Source organism: Streptomyces sp. NBC_01454, assembly GCF_036227565.1.
In the GTDB taxonomy this organism is placed as follows: domain Bacteria; phylum Actinomycetota; class Actinomycetes; order Streptomycetales; family Streptomycetaceae; genus Streptomyces.
The window spans coordinates 4,047,518-4,062,847 of record NZ_CP109460.1 but is presented as its reverse complement, the minus strand read 5'-3'; the positions used below and the strand labels follow the sequence as shown (position 1 = coordinate 4,062,847).

Annotated in this window: 12 protein-coding genes; 4 read left to right on the top strand and 8 right to left on the bottom strand. The window is 68.6% G+C overall.

Going from position 1 to position 15,330, the window contains the following annotated elements; genetic code table 11:
• The first annotated feature begins 116 nt into the window (after positions 1–116).
• The 3 genes from OIU81_RS17935 to OIU81_RS17925 all read left to right on the top strand — a co-directional run bounded on the left by OIU81_RS17935 (position 117) and on the right by OIU81_RS17925 (position 3,204).
• Positions 117–1,187, top strand: a complete 1,071-nt coding sequence (locus OIU81_RS17935; RefSeq protein WP_329155206.1) for an AAA family ATPase — start codon at positions 117–119, stop codon at positions 1,185–1,187.
• The gene (locus tag OIU81_RS17930) at positions 1,184–2,281 is read left to right on the top strand and encodes a ParB/RepB/Spo0J family partition protein (protein ID WP_329149067.1); all 1,098 of its coding nucleotides are present in this window, start codon (positions 1,184–1,186) and stop codon (positions 2,279–2,281) included. Before OIU81_RS17935 ends, OIU81_RS17930 begins: the two co-directional genes overlap by 4 nt.
• Before the next feature lie 305 nt (positions 2,282–2,586).
• Positions 2,587–3,204, top strand: a complete 618-nt coding sequence (locus tag OIU81_RS17925) for a GNAT family N-acetyltransferase (protein ID WP_329149066.1) — start codon at positions 2,587–2,589, stop codon at positions 3,202–3,204.
• 96 nt (positions 3,205–3,300) lie between these two features.
• Here OIU81_RS17925 and trxA read toward each other — a convergent pair whose 3' ends face one another.
• The 7 genes from trxA to OIU81_RS17890 form a co-directional block, all read right to left on the bottom strand.
• Positions 3,301–3,627: a thioredoxin gene (trxA, locus tag OIU81_RS17920; RefSeq protein ID WP_329149064.1), complete on the bottom strand. Its 327-nt coding sequence runs from the start codon at positions 3,625–3,627 to the stop codon at positions 3,301–3,303.
• 46 nt (positions 3,628–3,673) lie between these two features.
• On the bottom strand, positions 3,674–4,648 hold the full coding sequence (trxB, locus tag OIU81_RS17915; RefSeq protein ID WP_329149062.1) for a thioredoxin-disulfide reductase: 975 nt from the start codon (positions 4,646–4,648) through the stop codon (positions 3,674–3,676).
• A 115-nt stretch (positions 4,649–4,763) separates the two neighbouring features.
• Complete coding sequence (locus OIU81_RS17910) at positions 4,764–5,705, bottom strand: zf-HC2 domain-containing protein (protein ID WP_329149061.1); 942 nt, start codon at positions 5,703–5,705, stop codon at positions 4,764–4,766.
• Positions 5,702–6,385: an RNA polymerase sigma factor SigM gene (sigM, locus tag OIU81_RS17905; protein WP_329149059.1), complete on the bottom strand. Its 684-nt coding sequence runs from the start codon at positions 6,383–6,385 to the stop codon at positions 5,702–5,704. The genes OIU81_RS17910 and sigM overlap by 4 nt, the downstream gene beginning before the upstream one ends.
• 190 nt (positions 6,386–6,575) lie before the next feature.
• Positions 6,576–8,288 (bottom strand): protein kinase family protein, encoded by a 1,713-nt coding sequence (locus tag OIU81_RS17900; RefSeq protein WP_329149057.1) that lies wholly within the window; start codon positions 8,286–8,288, stop codon positions 6,576–6,578.
• A 107-nt stretch (positions 8,289–8,395) separates the two neighbouring features.
• Entirely contained in the window at positions 8,396–10,579 is a 2,184-nt protein-coding gene (murJ, locus tag OIU81_RS17895) for a murein biosynthesis integral membrane protein MurJ (RefSeq protein WP_329149055.1), read from the bottom strand.
• 46 nt (positions 10,580–10,625) lie between these two features.
• Positions 10,626–12,881 (bottom strand): DUF6049 family protein, encoded by a 2,256-nt coding sequence (locus OIU81_RS17890; protein WP_329149054.1) that lies wholly within the window; start codon positions 12,879–12,881, stop codon positions 10,626–10,628.
• Positions 12,882–13,132: 251 nt separating this feature from the next.
• Between OIU81_RS17890 and OIU81_RS17885 the strand changes: the two genes are divergently transcribed.
• Positions 13,133–14,608, top strand: a complete 1,476-nt coding sequence (locus OIU81_RS17885; RefSeq protein WP_329149052.1) for a CCA tRNA nucleotidyltransferase — start codon at positions 13,133–13,135, stop codon at positions 14,606–14,608.
• A gap of 108 nt (positions 14,609–14,716) precedes the next feature.
• On the opposite strand, the gene OIU81_RS17880 is transcribed toward OIU81_RS17885, so the two are convergent.
• Positions 14,717–15,307, bottom strand: coding sequence for an LppU/SCO3897 family protein (locus tag OIU81_RS17880; protein WP_329149050.1), 591 nt, complete (start codon positions 15,305–15,307; stop codon positions 14,717–14,719).
• Positions 15,308–15,330 lie beyond the last annotated feature (23 nt).

Below are 15,330 nucleotides of genomic sequence, written 5' to 3'. Positions count from 1 at the left end.
GTGGTCGTGCGGCCGCCGCGCCGCGCGACCACCGGCCCACAAGGGTCAGGGAAGTATCCACAGACGTGGGTTCGTCCACAGGAGAGCGGACCTCACTGGTTCACGACACCGAAAGCATGGCAGGCTCTGAACATTGCGAGCCCTCTGTCGAGGAGAGTGAACCCTTGCGGTCCGACGCCAATATCGCGGGACCGATGACCGATCCGGTCCCCGGTCCCCGTAGTGAGTCGTTCGGGGACGACGTTTCACGTGAAACGCCGCCCCCGATGGACGACACCCCGATCGGTCGTGCAGCTCAGCTGGCGGTGGAGGCACTCGGCCGCGCGGGTGAGGGGCTGCCCCGGCCTGAACAGACTCGGGTCATGGTGGTTGCCAACCAGAAGGGCGGGGTCGGAAAGACCACGACCACGGTGAACCTGGCAGCCTCTTTGGCTCTGCACGGTGCACGGGTTCTGGTGATCGACCTGGACCCCCAGGGCAACGCGTCCACGGCGCTGGGGATCGACCATCACTCCGACGTTCCGTCGATCTATGACGTGCTGGTGGAGAGCAAGCCGCTCTCCGATGTGGTGCAGCCGGTCCTGGATGTCGAGGGCCTTTTCTGCGCGCCCGCCACGATCGACCTGGCCGGCGCGGAGATCGAGCTGGTCTCGCTGGTGGCACGCGAAAGCAGGCTGGACCGGGCCATCAAGGCATATGAACAGCCGCTGGACTACATCTTCATCGACTGTCCGCCCTCCCTCGGCCTGCTGACGGTCAACGCTCTGGTTGCCGGCGCCGAGGTACTGATCCCGATTCAGTGCGAGTACTACGCCCTTGAGGGACTGGGCCAGCTGCTGCGGAATGTCGATCTGGTGCGGGGACATCTGAACCCCACGCTCCATGTCTCGACGATCCTGCTCACCATGTACGACGGGCGGACCCGGCTGGCTTCCCAGGTCGCCGATGAGGTGCGCAGTCACTTCGGCCGCGAGGTGCTCCGTACGAGCATTCCCCGGTCGGTGCGCATCTCCGAGGCACCCAGCTACGGGCAGACGGTGCTCACCTATGACCCGGGATCCAGTGGCTCGCTGTCCTATCTCGAAGCGGCCCGAGAGATCGCACTGCGTGGGGCCCCGCAGACCGGGGGCCAGGGCCTCAGCGTGAACTATGAAGCACAGCACAGCATCTCGGAGGGGACGCAGTGAGCGAACGACGTAGAGGCCTGGGCCGTGGGCTCGGTGCGCTGATCCCCGCAGCACCGCAGAGCACGGACCACGCCAGGACCGCAGGACAGGGCGCGACGTCACCGTCGTCCGTACCCGTCTTGGCCCCGGAGCGAGGAGTGGCGGCGGCCAAGGTGACCTCGCTACCGGCGCACGGTGTTTCACGTGAAACGGAAGCACCTGCCGGCCGGGAGACATCGCAGGCGGGTGTCGCAGAAGTGTCCGGCGCGCACTTCGCCGAGGTGCCGCTGGATGCGATCAAGCCGAACCCGCGTCAGCCGCGCGAGGTCTTCGATGAGGACGCTCTTGCCGAGCTGGTCACCTCCATCAAGGAGGTCGGCCTGCTCCAGCCGGTGGTCGTCCGTCAGACGGGACCGGGGCGGTATGAGCTCATCATGGGCGAGCGCCGCTGGCGTGCGTGCCGTGAGGCCGGCCTGGAGAAGATTCCCGCGATCGTACGGGCCACCGACGACGAGAAGCTGCTGCTCGACGCGCTGCTGGAGAACCTCCACCGGGCACAGCTGAACCCGCTGGAAGAGGCCGCTGCTTATGACCAGTTGCTGAAGGACTTCAAGTGCACGCATGACGAGCTGGCCGACCGGATCGGGCGTTCGCGTCCCCAGGTCTCCAACACACTGCGGCTGCTGAAGCTCTCGCCGTCCGTCCAGAAGCGGCTTGCCGCCGGTGTGCTCTCCGCCGGACATGCCCGCGCGCTGCTCTCGGTGGAGGACTCGGAAGAGCAGGACCACCTCGCGCGCCGCATCGTGGCGGAGGGGCTCTCGGTCCGTTCGGTCGAAGAGATCGTGACGCTGATGGGGACCACCCCCCAGAGCGCGAGCAAGGCCAAGGGGCCGCGGGCGGGTGCCCGGGTGTCCCCCGCGCTCACGGGTCTGGCTTCCCGGCTGTCCGACCGCTTCGAGACCCGAGTGAAGGTCGATCTGGGACAGAAGAAGGGCAAGATCGTCGTCGAGTTCGCCTCGATGGATGACCTTGAGCGCATCCTCGGCACCCTCGCCCCAGGTGAGGGGCGCGTCCTGGGCCAGACCCTGGCCGAGGAGAGCAACGAAGAAGAGTGAGCTGACGCTTCGGCCCTGGGCGGGCCGTGTTCCGGGGCCATACCGGAACACGGCCCGCCCTTTGCTCTCTTGCGGTACCCGTGCCCGTAAAGGGTGGTTACGATGCGTTCGGGTATGGCACGCATCCATGTGGAGACACCTCATACCGAGGAGAGGGCCATGCGATCGGTGAGCCGCACCGGACTGTTGGCCGCGGGGTTCAGCCTCGCAGCCGTCGGAGGATTCGTTGGAGGTCTGCTCAGAGAGCAGGCGGCACTGACGGTGCTGCGCGGTACGGCGGGCGAGGGAAGTGAGGACCTGGATTCATGGGCCGTCGGTTCGTACCGCTCACGCTGGACAACCTTCCGGATCTCCCCAAGCGCTGCCGCTCCTGTGTCTTCTGGGAGCTCGACCCCGTCAGCGGCGAGGCCGCGGTAAAGGCGGGCCGCCCCGAACTGGAGAAGGAAGCCTGGATCTCGGCAGTGCTGCTGGAGTGGGGGTCCTGCGGACGGGTGGTCTATGTCGACGAAGTGCCCGTGGGCTTCGTGATGTACGCCCCGCCGGCTTATGTGCCGCGCTCCACGGCCTTCCCCACCAGCCCAGTGTCACCGGACGCGGTGCAGCTGCTGACGGCCTGGCTGATTCCCGGCTACAAAGGCCAGGGGCTGGGGCGCGTGATGGTCCAGACGGTCGCCAAGGACCTCATCCAGCGCGGGTTCAAGGCCATCGAGGCCTTTGGCGATGCCCGCTGGAGCGAGCCGGCGTGTGTGCTGCCCGCTGATCATCTCCTTGCGGTGGGCTTCAAGACCGTGCGCCCGCACCCACGCTTTCCCCGGCTGCGCCTTGAGTTGCGGACCACGATCTCGTGGAAGGAAGACGTCGAGCTGGCTCTCGACCGCTTGCTGGGAGCCGTACAGAAGGAGCCCGCGCTGCGGCCTCTCTGAGGCGCGCGCGGCCCCGTGAAACGTCCCGTGAAAACAGAGAACGGGCCCACCCCTCGTGGGGGCGGGCCCGTTTCCCGTGAAACGTCACGAGGTGCCTCAGGCGAGGTAGTCCTCCAGGTCGCGCACGATCGCGGCCTTCGGCTTGGCGCCGACGATGGTCTTCACGACCTCGCCGCCCTGGTAGACGTTCATCGTCGGGATCGACATGACGCCGTACTTGGCGGTGGTCGCCGGGTTCTCGTCGGTGTTCAGCTTGGCAATGACGATCTCGTCATGCTCCGCGGCAATGGCCTCCAGGGACGGGGCGACCTGGCGGCACGGGCCGCACCAGGTGGCCCAGAAGTCCACGAGAACGGGCTTGTCGCTCTTGAGGACGACCTCTTCGAAGTTGGCGTCCGTGACGGTCACCGTGGCGCCGGCCATGGCAATCTCCTTACTGGGTGGGTGGTGGGAAAGCTGGGTGCGCGGGTCAGACGGAGGCGGTCTTGTCCGGCTCGGCCGTCGCCTCGCCGTCCGACAGTGCGGCGAGGAACCGCTCGGCGTCGAGGGCGGCGGAGCAGCCGGTGCCGGCCGCGGTGATCGCCTGACGGTAGGTGTGGTCGACGACATCGCCGGCGGCGAAGACACCGGTCTGGTTGGTCCGCGTGCTGGGCGCATCGACCTTGAGGTAGCCGTCGTCGTCGAGCTTCAGCTGACCCTTGAACAGCTCGGTCCGCGGGTCATGGCCGATCGCGATGAACAGGCCGGTGACCGGCAGCTCGGAGGTCTCGCCGGTCTTGAGGTTGCGCAGCGTTAGGCCCGACAGCTTGTTCTCGCCGTGGATCTCGGCGACCTCGCTGTCCCACACAAACTTGATCTTCGGGTCGGCGAAGGCACGCTCCTGCATCGCCTTGCTGGCGCGCAGGGTGTCACGGCGGTGGACGACCGTCACCGACTTGGCGAAGCGGGAGAGGAACGTGGCCTCCTCCATCGCGGTGTCGCCTCCGCCGATCACGGCGATGTCCTGGTCCTTGAAGAAGAAGCCGTCGCAGGTGGCGCACCAGGAGACGCCACGGCCGGACAGCTCGTCCTCACGGGGCAGACCGAGCTTGCGGTGCTGGGAGCCGGTGGTGACGATCACGGTCTTCGCGCGGTGCACCGTTCCGGCGGAGTCGGTGACGGTCTTGATGTCGTCGGAGAGGTCGACCGCGATGACGTCATCCGGCACCAGCTCGGCGCCGAAGCGCTCGGCCTGGGCACGCATGTTGTCCATCAGGTCCGGCCCCATGATGCCGTCGCGGAAGCCGGGAAAGTTCTCCACGTCGGTGGTGTTCATCAGCGCGCCTCCGGCGGTGACAGCACCTTCGAAGACCAGCGGCTTCAGGGACGCGCGGGCGGTGTAGAGCGCTGCGGTGTAGCCCGCGGGCCCGGAGCCGATGATGATCACGTTGCGGACGTCGCTCACGGGTGTCTTCCTTGTCTCTGCCGACTGCTTGCTGGGGCTCTCGGAACCTCTCACCCCACCCAACGGATCCTACGGGGCGAGCATTCCCGGAGTGTCACAGCGCACGTCTCGTCGCTCAGTCTCGCTGGTACGAGTGCGTCAGCAGGACCTTCCCGGGAGCGGGTGGAGTGGCGGAGACACATGAGGACGCGATGACATACGCGGAGACACGCTTAGGGTCACTCGGGTCCGGCAGCACCACGAGGTAGGCGTCCTTGCCCTGATAGCGGGTGTGGTTGGAGGCGAGTGGGGCCTCCGTACGCCCGATGCCCTGGCGTACACACGACGGAACGGTGTCGGCAGTGCCGCGCAGCGGGCTGTCGGGGGAGCTTCGGGCGCCGAGGTCCGGGGTCTTGTGTGAGCCCTTGGACGCGAGCAGATGGTGGACGTGTGAGCCAAGGCTGGCGGCGGTCAGCTCGCCTGCGGCAGCGGTGCTCTTCTCGGTGCTCGCATCCCGGTGAGGGGTGCTTGCCTGCGTGCCGTCGACAGCGGCGTTCTGGAGGAGCAGGCCACCGAAGCTGAGGACCGCCGCGGCTGCGGCGGTACCGAGCAGGATCCGGGGCCAGCGCCGCGCGCGGGACGAGCGGCCGCTCGGCGACTGCCGGCCCGGGCCGGAGGATCCCCGGGGGCGCCCTGCGGGCCGGGTGGGCGTGCCGCGACTGGGCGGCTCGTCCTTGGTTTCACGTGAAACGGTGACCGGTGCGGTGACTGTTTCACGTGAAACAGCCACCCCGCCGGCGGGAGCGATGGCATCCAGCAGCGCCTCGGCCGCGAGGGCGGCATCGATGCGGCCGGCAACGTCGGCCGGCATCCGCACCGGCCCGGGGAGTGTGCCGAGCAGCGCCCGGATCTCCTCCAGGGAGGAATGGACGTCTTCGCACAGCGCACAGGCGGCGAGATGGTGGCGCAGCTCCGCGGTGCGCGTGGGGGACAGCAGTCCGTCCGTGAGCTCGGAGATCTCGCAGACCTCCGGGTGTTCACCCGTGGGGTGCTCCCCCGTGCCGGTAGTCGATGTCACGCTCGCCCACCTCCGCCCTTCACGGCACCTGTGTCCTTCGGCCCTGCCGTCGGTGGGACGGATGTCCCCTGCGCCCGGTTCCTTCCCCCGCTCGCGGGTTTGCTACCCCCGTCGTCGGTGCGCAGATGGGTGACCAAAGGCAGGAGCCGAGCACGGCCCCGTGCACAGCGGCTCTTCACCGTTCCCGTCGGGATGTCGAGGATCGTCGCGGCCTCGGCGACGGGGTATCCCTGCATGTCGACGAGGACCAGAGCGGCACGCTGTTCCTCGGGAAGCGTGCGCAGGGCGCCGAGCAGCTCGCGGTGCAGGTCCTTACGCTCGGCCGGTGCGGCGGCGGATTCCTCCGGTTCGAGAAGCTGCTCCAGCCGCTCGGTCTCGGCGACGGGTGAAGTGCGCCGTGAGGCGGCCTTACGGGCTCGGTCCAGACAGGCATTGACCGTGATGCGGTGCAGCCAGGTGGTGACGGCGGACTGGCCGCGGAAGGTATGGGCGGCGCGGTAAGCGGACACCAGGGCGTCCTGCACGGCGTCGGCGGCCTCTTCGCGGTCGCCGAGGGTGCGCAGTGCCACCGCCCAGAGCCGGTCGCGATGGCGCCGGACGATCTCCCCGAAGGCATCGGGGTCGCCGTCGACATGGCGGCTGAGGAGGTCTTGATCGCTGCGGTCGTCCAGCGAGCTCATGAAAGGACCCCCTCCCTTTGGGACTGACGTGATCTCACCAAGATCGTTCCTCGGTCGCAAGGCCCGCCGCATAGCTTATGGCACTACTTCTGCCCCGTCTGAGGCCATAAAGCATGCCGGCGCCGAACCGCATGGGTTCGGCGCCGGGTCGCTGCGCAGTCAGTGGATCGTTCGCCGGGTCACCGGCGGCTCAGCCGGTGACCTTCACGTCGGAGATTCCGCCTCGGAACCAGTCTGATTCGCCGTCACTGGGCAGCTCGGTGATGTGGATGAGGACGTACTGGGTCTTCACGGACTTGTCCAGCTTCACCGTGAGCTTGTCGCCGGCCTTCGACGACTTCGAGAGCCGCTGGGAGAAGTCACTGAGCGAGGTCGGATTCGACGCGGAGGGGCCGGCGGCCAGAATCTCCGCGGTCTGGCCCGGGCGGTACATGCTGACCTGTACGCCGGAAACATCCTTGGCGCTGCCGAGGTCTATGACGATGCCGCTGCCGTCCTTGCGGTTCGGCAGGTTCCCGAAGTTCGGCCACCCCTTGAACCGCTTGGTGACCCACGCGGTCGACGGGTCGCCGTCCGCCGCGGCGGACGCCTTGTCCTGGGAGAACGCCTCCCCCAGCGGAGAGAACTCGGTGGCACCGGCGATCGACAGCGGTTTCGCGGGCTTCTTCTTGGAGCCTTGCTGCGACTGGGAGTTCTGCGGCTTGTCCTGGTCGTTCTCCCGCTTCAGCAGCGTGTCCGCCAGCTGCCAGCTGCCCAGGCCCAGCGCTGCGATGAGCAGCGCGGAGACGGACCACTTCAGCGCCCGGCCGGTGCGGCTCTGCAGCGGCGGCGGAGGCGTGGCCACAGGCTGCGTCTGCCGGACGGACGGGCCGTTGTGGACCGACGCCTGCCGGTGACTGCCCTGCTGGTATCCCGTGCGCTGGTAGGGCGGGGGCGTGGTGAACGCGGTCTCCGGGGGCCGGATGCGCGGCATGGCGGCGACCGCCGCGGCCAGTTCCTCGGGAGTGGTGCACGCCGGTTCCTGGCGGGAGGCCGTGGCGCCATCGTTGATCAGGGCGCGCATGGCGAGCTCGGACAGCCCGCGGTGCACGCCGGCACGCACCTGGTCCGGCGCGATGAGCCCGACACCCTTCGGCAGGCCGGTGAGGCCGTGGGCGTCGTTCTCGTACGGCCAGCGCTGGGTCAGCGCGGCGTAGAGCAGCGCGCCGATCGCCTCGGTGTCCGTGCGCTGCGGGTGCTCGCAGGTGATGCCGCGCAGCGCCGCCATGACGGCCAGACCACGGATGCGGTACTGCCCGGACTCCGTGCGCAGCACCGAGCCGGGGGTGATCCGCAGATGGGACAGCCCCTCGCGGTGTGCGGCGGCCATGGCCTGGGAGACTTGGCTGACGAGCTGGTAGGCGTCGTGCGGCTCCAGCGGGCCGGTGGCGAGCACCGTGGTGAGCTCGGTGGCATCCGGCAGCCACTCGTGGACGACGTAGACGAGGTCGTTCTCCTCGACGGCGTCCAGGACCTGCACGAACCGGGGATCACCGAGCAGCGCCGAGGAACGGGCGGCGGACAGCACCGGCCGGGCCCGTGGGTGCTCGGCGGGCAGGATGTGTACGCCGACGGCGCGGCGCAGCTTCTCGTCGACCGCGCGCCAGCTGCTGAATCCGTCCAGACGGGTGACGCACTCCTCGAGGCGATAGCGTCTGGCAAGCTTGTGGCCGCTGTGCAGTTCCGGTGGCTGGGCTTCGATCGCCTCGGCACACTCCTCATCGGTGCCTGCGGCGTCGTTTTCCCTGCCGGATACCTTCTCGGCCTTAGCACCGTCGTCCGTGGCCTTACCCGCCTTGGCGGTCAGCGGTTCTTCACCGCTCGTGTCAGCCACGTCGACGGCAGCCGTGCTCCGTTCCGCCACCGTCGTTCCTGCCTCCCCATCCGTTGCAGGCTCAATGAGCCAAGACAATTGTGCCCACAGTCCGCCACTATGCACGACACACGGTGGCAGTCGATGGTTGTGCTCTCTCAGCGCCCCAGCTTCGACCGGACCATCCCGACCAGGGCGTTCAGTTCCTCGATGCGCATTTTGCGTGCGGCGACGTAGAACACGGCCAGAAGCGCGGCAGCGCCGACGATCAGAGCGCTCAGCGACCCGAGGACCCCGCTGCCGAGTGTCTGCATGATGCCGTAGACCGCCGCCCCGGAGATGATCGTGGCCGGAATGCTCGCGCCGGCCAGCCGCGCATAGGTCCGGATGACGTGCGCCGTGTCCAGATCGCCGTCCATGCGCTTGCCCAGACGCCGCCAGGCCACGCCCACGCCGATGATGTACGCCAGGCCGTAGGAGGCCGCCATGCCGACCACGGCCCAGCGGGCCGGCAGGACCAGGAAGCACAGGGCGGAGGCGGCGGCGTTGACGGCGGCGACGATCACCGTGTTGTAGAAGGGGGTGCGGGTGTCCTCGTACGCGTAGAAGGCGCGCAGGACGACGTACTGCACCGAGAACGGGATCAGCCCCACACCGAAGGCCATCAGCATGTAGCCCATCGGGACCCCGGCGCCGGACGAGCCGTAGACCAGCGTGCACAGCGGGATACCGAGGGAGAGGAAGCCGAACGAGATCGGGACGATGGCGACGGCGGAGGTGCGCAGGCCCTGCGACATGTCGTCGCGGACGGCTCCGGTGTCACCGTCGTGCGCGGACCGTGCCAGCCGCGGCAGCAGCGCCGCCATCACGGAGACGGTGATGATCGCCTGCGGCATGTTCCAGATGAGCTGGGCGCTGGCGTAGGAGATGAAGCCGGTGCCCGGGTGTCCCTGCTGGTCAGCGGTCTTTCCGGCCCAGGTGGAGAGCTGGGTGACGACGAGGACGCCCGCCTGGTTGGCGAGCACGAACAGCACCGTCCACTTGGCGAGCTTGGCGGCCTTGCCCAGGCCGTGGCCGCGCCAGTCGAACCGCAGCCGGAGCTTGAAGTCGGCGTCGCGCAGGTACGGGATCATGGCCAGCGCCTGGACCACGAGCCCGAGGAGGGTGCCGATGCCCAGGAGCCGGATGCCCTCGTCGGGGATGGTGGTGACGCCGATGTGCGAGGTCTTCGCCGTGCCGTAGACCCAGATGAACAGGCCGAAGGTGGCGATCATGACGATGTTGTTGAGGACCGGGGTCCACATCATCGCGCCGAAACGGCCACGGGCGTTGAGGATCTGCCCCATCACCACATGCAGACCCATGAAGAAGATCGTGGGCACGCAGTAGCGGGTGAACGCGACCGCGACCTCGTTGGCCGCCGGATCGCGGGAAATGTCGAAGGAGACCAGCTTCACCAGGAGTGGCGCGGCCACCACCGCCAGCACGGTCAGCACGCCGAGGACCACGACGACCAGCGTCAGCAGCCGGTTGGCATACGCCTCGCCGCCGTCGTCGTCCTCCTTCATCGCGCGCACCAGCTGCGGCACGAAGACGGAGTTCAGACCGCCGCCGATGGTCAGGATGAAGATCATGGTCGGGAGCTGGTAGGCGACCTGCCAGGAGTCACCGAGGACCGCGCCACCGAGCGCCGCGACGATCAGCGCCGAGCGGACGAAGCCCGTCAGACGGGACACCATCGTGCCGGCGGCCATCACCGCGCTGGACTTGAACAGGCCGGAGGCACGGCCACCGGACGGCTTGCCGGCCGCCGCCACGGGGGCGGGCTCCGGTTCCGGCACGGGCTGCTGCGGTACGGCCTCCGGGCCCGGAGCCGCGGGGGCGGCGGGGTGCTGGGGCTCGTAGTGCTGCTGGTCCCGGTAGAGATGCGCAAAGGCATCCGGCTCCGGATGGTCCTGGGCGGCCTGGGTCATCAGGTCGTCGACGCCCATGAACTGGGTGGTCGCGGCGGCGTCGCCGTACGGGAGATTGCGGGAGGGCCCGTGCGGCTCGGGCGGCGGAGGGGAGGCCCACAGCTGCGGATCGGGGGTGTGACGGCCGGCGGCAGGCTGCGGGTAGAGCGGCTGCGTGGGCTGGTCCGGAGGCGGGTGCGCGGCGCGGTCGTAGAACGCCTCGGCCACCGGGTCCTGTGCCGTCGGGTCCTGAGCGCGGTGCGGATCGTTGCGGTAGGCGTCCTGGACGTAGGGGTCCTGGTCCGCGGGCAACGGGGGCGTCGGAGGGACCGGCCCGTTGGGGTCGCCATTGGCGCCCCGGCCCCGGTCACCGTCGTACGGCGCATTCATCGCTGCCCCACCTCATCCGTCGCCGGCCATCCGGCCCCGCCATCTATCAACGGTCCACTTTCTCACCTGAGCCGGACGGGTCGGAGCTTTCCGAACCGGTGTCCGGCGTGGGGTCACTCGGCTGCTCGGGCTGGTCACCATCCGTGCCGCCGTTGTCGCCGTCCGTGCCTGAATCGCCGTCGGTTCCGTCGCCGTCGGTTCCGTCCTCGGCTCGCCGGCCGGCTGCCCGCTTGCGCTGGAGGTAGATCCGGACGCCGGCGAGGACGAGCAGCAGCACGCCGCCCGCGATGACGAGCATCACCGTTGCGGTGATCTCCGTGACGTTCACCTGGAACGTCATGGGCTCACCGTAGGGCTTTCCGTCCGCTGTGTAGAGCTGGGCGGTCACCCATGCCCGGCCATTCGCGTTCGCGGTGGTGTCGAACTTGAACGACTGGCTGTGCCCGCCGTCCACCGTGATGGTCTGCGTCTTCCCTGCGTCCAGACGGTTGGGCTGCGAGGAGGTCAGCTTCAGCTTCATGTCCCTGACGCCCTGGACCAGGTTGTTCTGGACCGTCACCGGAATCGTGGCGCTGCGCCCGGAGAGCGTCGCCTCCGACTTCTGGATCAGGTGCACCTTCTTGGTCAGGCCGTCGAGATAGCTGCGTACCGAGTGACGGAATGCCTTGGCACCGGTGGGATTGCCCCGCCACTGCGTCGACATCTCCCGCATTATGGCGTTGCCGAACGGGGTCACCACGCGCTCCGGGTGGGCCAGGATCACCTGGTAGTCGTCCAGCGCGGCCTGGGTGCCCTGGATCTGCCGGAAGGCGTTGGTGGGGAGCTCCTGCCGGCGCAGCGAGGACGGGTAGGCGTTGCCGCTCGGGACGTGACGGGTGGCCGCGCGGTCGGGCTTGGCCTTGGCGGCACCGCTGAGGTTCAGCGGCTGGGTCCAGCGGCCGGACTGCTTGAGGTCCCGGAGTGCGGTGGCCATCGCCTGGGCCTGGCTGACCGTGGGCATGCGCTGTGGCGCGACGACGATGCTGCGCTGCCGGCCGGGGTCCTCAAGGTTGATCATCTCGGTCTGGGCGAGGAACTCCTGGACCGCGTGGGCGGAGTTTCCGGCCTTCGACATATCGCCTTCGAAGGCCCGCGAGAGCTGCGCATCCGCGACGACGGCCGTGTTGCCGCCGCCGATGGGCCGGGCGGCCGTCGGGGTGTAGGACAGCCCGCCGGCCTCGCGGAGGCTGTCGCTGCGGGTGATCACGTTGTGTGCACCGGCCGAGGTCGCGACGTCGACGATGGAGGAGTCGATCGCGCCGTCGACGGGCCAGGCGAAGTCCGTACGCGGCTTGACGCCGAGGATCGTGTCCACGGTCTTGTCGGCGAGGTCGGTGGCCGGACCGAGGTGGCTGAGCGCGCTGGGCACGCCCTTGCCGTGGTGGGCCAGCGATGCCAGGTCGGGGTCGCCGAAGGGCAGCGCGACCACCTCGTGCGTCTTGGCCGCTTCCTCGAGCTCGTGCAGCCACTGCTTGGCGACTGCCTGGTTCTTGCCCATGGGCCCGTCCGGCCCGTTCACCCGGTACGACTTGGTCATCGCGTCGACCGTCGCGAGCAGGTCGGGGTCGACGACGAAGGTCACCGGGAGGTTCTTGCCGAGCGAGACCATCTGCTGCAGCCGGCCACCGGGCGCGAGTTCGGCAGCGAGGTCGTCATCGCGGAAGACCGGCGTCTGCTGGGGGTCGGCGTCGGTCTCCGCGGTGAGGTGCGTGGAGGAGATCAGCGGCCACATGTACGTGAGCTGCGTCTTCTTCGTGCTGTCGGACTCCTGCCAGGGGAGGAACGTCCGGTCGAAACCGAGGATCTGCCCGTACGGCGCGGACGCGGAGCGTCCTGACAGAGAGATACCGAGCTGGTACACCCCGTCCTTGGTGAGATCGAGATCCTTGGCCGGGATGCTGAGGCTGAAGGGCTGGCTGACGCCGGGCTCCAGCTTGTCGATCTTCTCCGTGTGCCCCTCGACCGCTTCGCCGTCCGCGCCCGCCAGATAGCCGGTGCGGCGGGACAGGCTTTCGACGGAACTGCGGCCGCCGATCGGGCTGCCGCGGTGCATGGCGACCTTGGCATCCGTGATCGTGCTGCGGCCGTCGTTGATCAGCGTGCCGGAGACCGTGACCGTGTCGCCCTCGGACGGGGTGGGCGGGGACATGGAGTCGATCGTCACATCGACCGTGCGGGAGCCGGTGGGGGCTGCCTCAGCGGTGGGAGCGTGCGGCATCTGGAGCAGCCCCACGAGAAGGAACACCCCCGTGAGCAGTGTCACAGTCCTTCGCAGCCATCGACCACGCGGCCGTTCAGTCGCCTGGAACCCTGCCGCCTCGGCCACGCGCTCGCCCGTCCCTCGTCGTCGTCTGTGGTCGTTCGGAATGTGCGTCCACGAATGGTAACGAGGTGCGCCGGGCCGGAGTGCCAGGGACTGCTCCACATGATGGCGGCGCAGCGGGTGGTGCGCCCCGCCTGTCCCCTTTATTACGTGACGCCTGGGGGCCGTGCGGCCACGTACTCTGTTTTGTTGTGCCGAACGCCAACAATGACCTCCCCGCCCCGCTCTCCGAGCGGACCCCGCAGTCGACGAACGCGCTGAACCACGTACAGCGTCGTGCCGTGAGCGAGCTGCTGCGGGTGTCCCCCGTCGCGGATGACCTGGCCCGTCGATTCCAGGAGGCCGGGTTCACGCTTGCCCTGGTCGGCGGCTCGGTCCGGGATGCGCTGCTGGGCCGGCTCGGCAACGACCTGGACTTCACCACCGATGCCCGACCCGAGGACGTCCTCAAGATCGTCCGGCCCTGGGCCGACGCGGTCTGGGAGGTCGGTATCGCCTTCGGGACGGTCGGCTGCAAGAAGGACTCGTTCGACATCGAGGTCACGACCTACCGCTCCGAGGCATACGACCGCACCTCCCGCAAGCCGGAGGTGTCGTACGGGGACTCCATCGAGCAGGACCTGGCCCGCCGGGACTTCACGGTGAACGCCATGGCGGTGCTGCTGCCGCAGAAGGAGTTCGTCGACCCGCACGACGGTCTGGAGGACCTGGCGGCGCGCGTACTGCGGACGCCGGGGACGCCACAGGAGTCGTTCTCCGATGATCCGCTGCGGATGATGCGCGCCGCCCGCTTCGCCGCTCAGCTGGACTTCGAGGTCGCTCCCGAGGTCATCGCCGCGATGAAGGCGATGTCGGACCGCATCGAGATCGTCTCCGCGGAGCGTGTGCGGGACGAACTGAACAAGCTGATCCTGGCGCCGCATCCGCGCGAGGGGCTGCGGCTGCTCGTCGATTCGGGCTTGGCGGACCAGGTGCTGCCCGAGCTGCCCGCACTGCGGCTGGAGAGTGACGAGCATCACCGTCACAAGGACGTCTACGAGCATTCGCTGACGGTCCTGGAGCAGGCGATCGACCTCGAGCAGGACGGTCCCGATCTTGTGCTGCGGCTGGCGGCCCTGCTGCATGACATCGGCAAGCCCAGGACGCGGCGCTTCGAGCAGGACGGCCGGGTCTCCTTCCACCACCACGAGGTGGTGGGCGCGAAGATGACCAAGAAGCGGATGGCCGCGCTGAAGTACTCCAACGACATGATCAATGATGTCTCGCGCCTGGTGGAGCTCCACCTGCGCTTCCACGGCTACGGGACGGGCGAGTGGACGGACTCTGCGGTCCGCCGGTACGTGCGGGACGCCGGCCCGCAGCTGGAGCGGCTGCACAAGCTCACGCGCTCGGACTGCACCACCCGTAACAAGCGCAAGGCCGGTGCCCTGTCGCGCGCCTATGACGGGCTGGAGAAGCGCATCGCGCTCCTGCAGGAACAGGAAGAGCTGGAAGCGATCCGCCCGGATCTGGACGGCAACGAGATCATGCAGATCCTGAGCATTCGCCCGGGCCCCGAGGTCGGCAAGGCGTACCAGCAGATGCTGGAGCTCCGGCTGGAGCACGGCCCCATGGACCGTGAGGCGGCCATCGCCGCGTTGAAGGAGTGGTGGGCCACCCAGAGCTGATGTTTCACGTGAAACGCGCGGTCGATCAACCGCCACGTTTCACGTGAAACGAGGAGCGGTGTTTCACGTGAAACACCGCTCCTCGCCTGTCCGGCGCCGTCAGGCCGGCTACTTCGCAGCGGTCAGGCAGAGCACCATGGCGGTGTCGGCACGCCGGCGACGGTGCGTTTCCTTGACGTAGGCCGGCTGACCCGCAGGGCACACCGACGTGTCCGAGGTGCCGTTGTGCACGGCGGTCACCTTGTACTGGGCCTTCGAGGTCCCGCAGTCCACCACCTCGAGGCCGTCATCGAGCGAGCTGCTGGACTTGTGCACACAGTCGCCGACCTCGGCGGATTCCGCGTCGTCCATGCTGCTGATCCAGGCGACTGCGATGACGATCAGTCCGACGACGAGCCCAATGCCCCTCAGGACGGTCCTGGCGGAACGGCTCTTGGCAGGCCGCGGCGGCGGTACGGGAGGCCCGCCCTGCATGAACGGCTGCTGCGGAGCCATGGGGTAAGCGGGCTGCGGCTGCTGTCCGTACGGAGCCTGCGGCTGCGGGGGGTGGCCGTAGCCACCCTGGGGCGGACCGTAAGGAGGCTGCGGCGCCGGTGGTGCCTGCGGATAGGGGTTCTGCGCATAGGGCGGCTGTCCATAGGGCTGCTGCCCGTACGGCGCCTGGCCGTACGGATGCGCGCCCTGAGGCGGCGTGGTCATGGGATTCCCCCGGTTTTGATGCG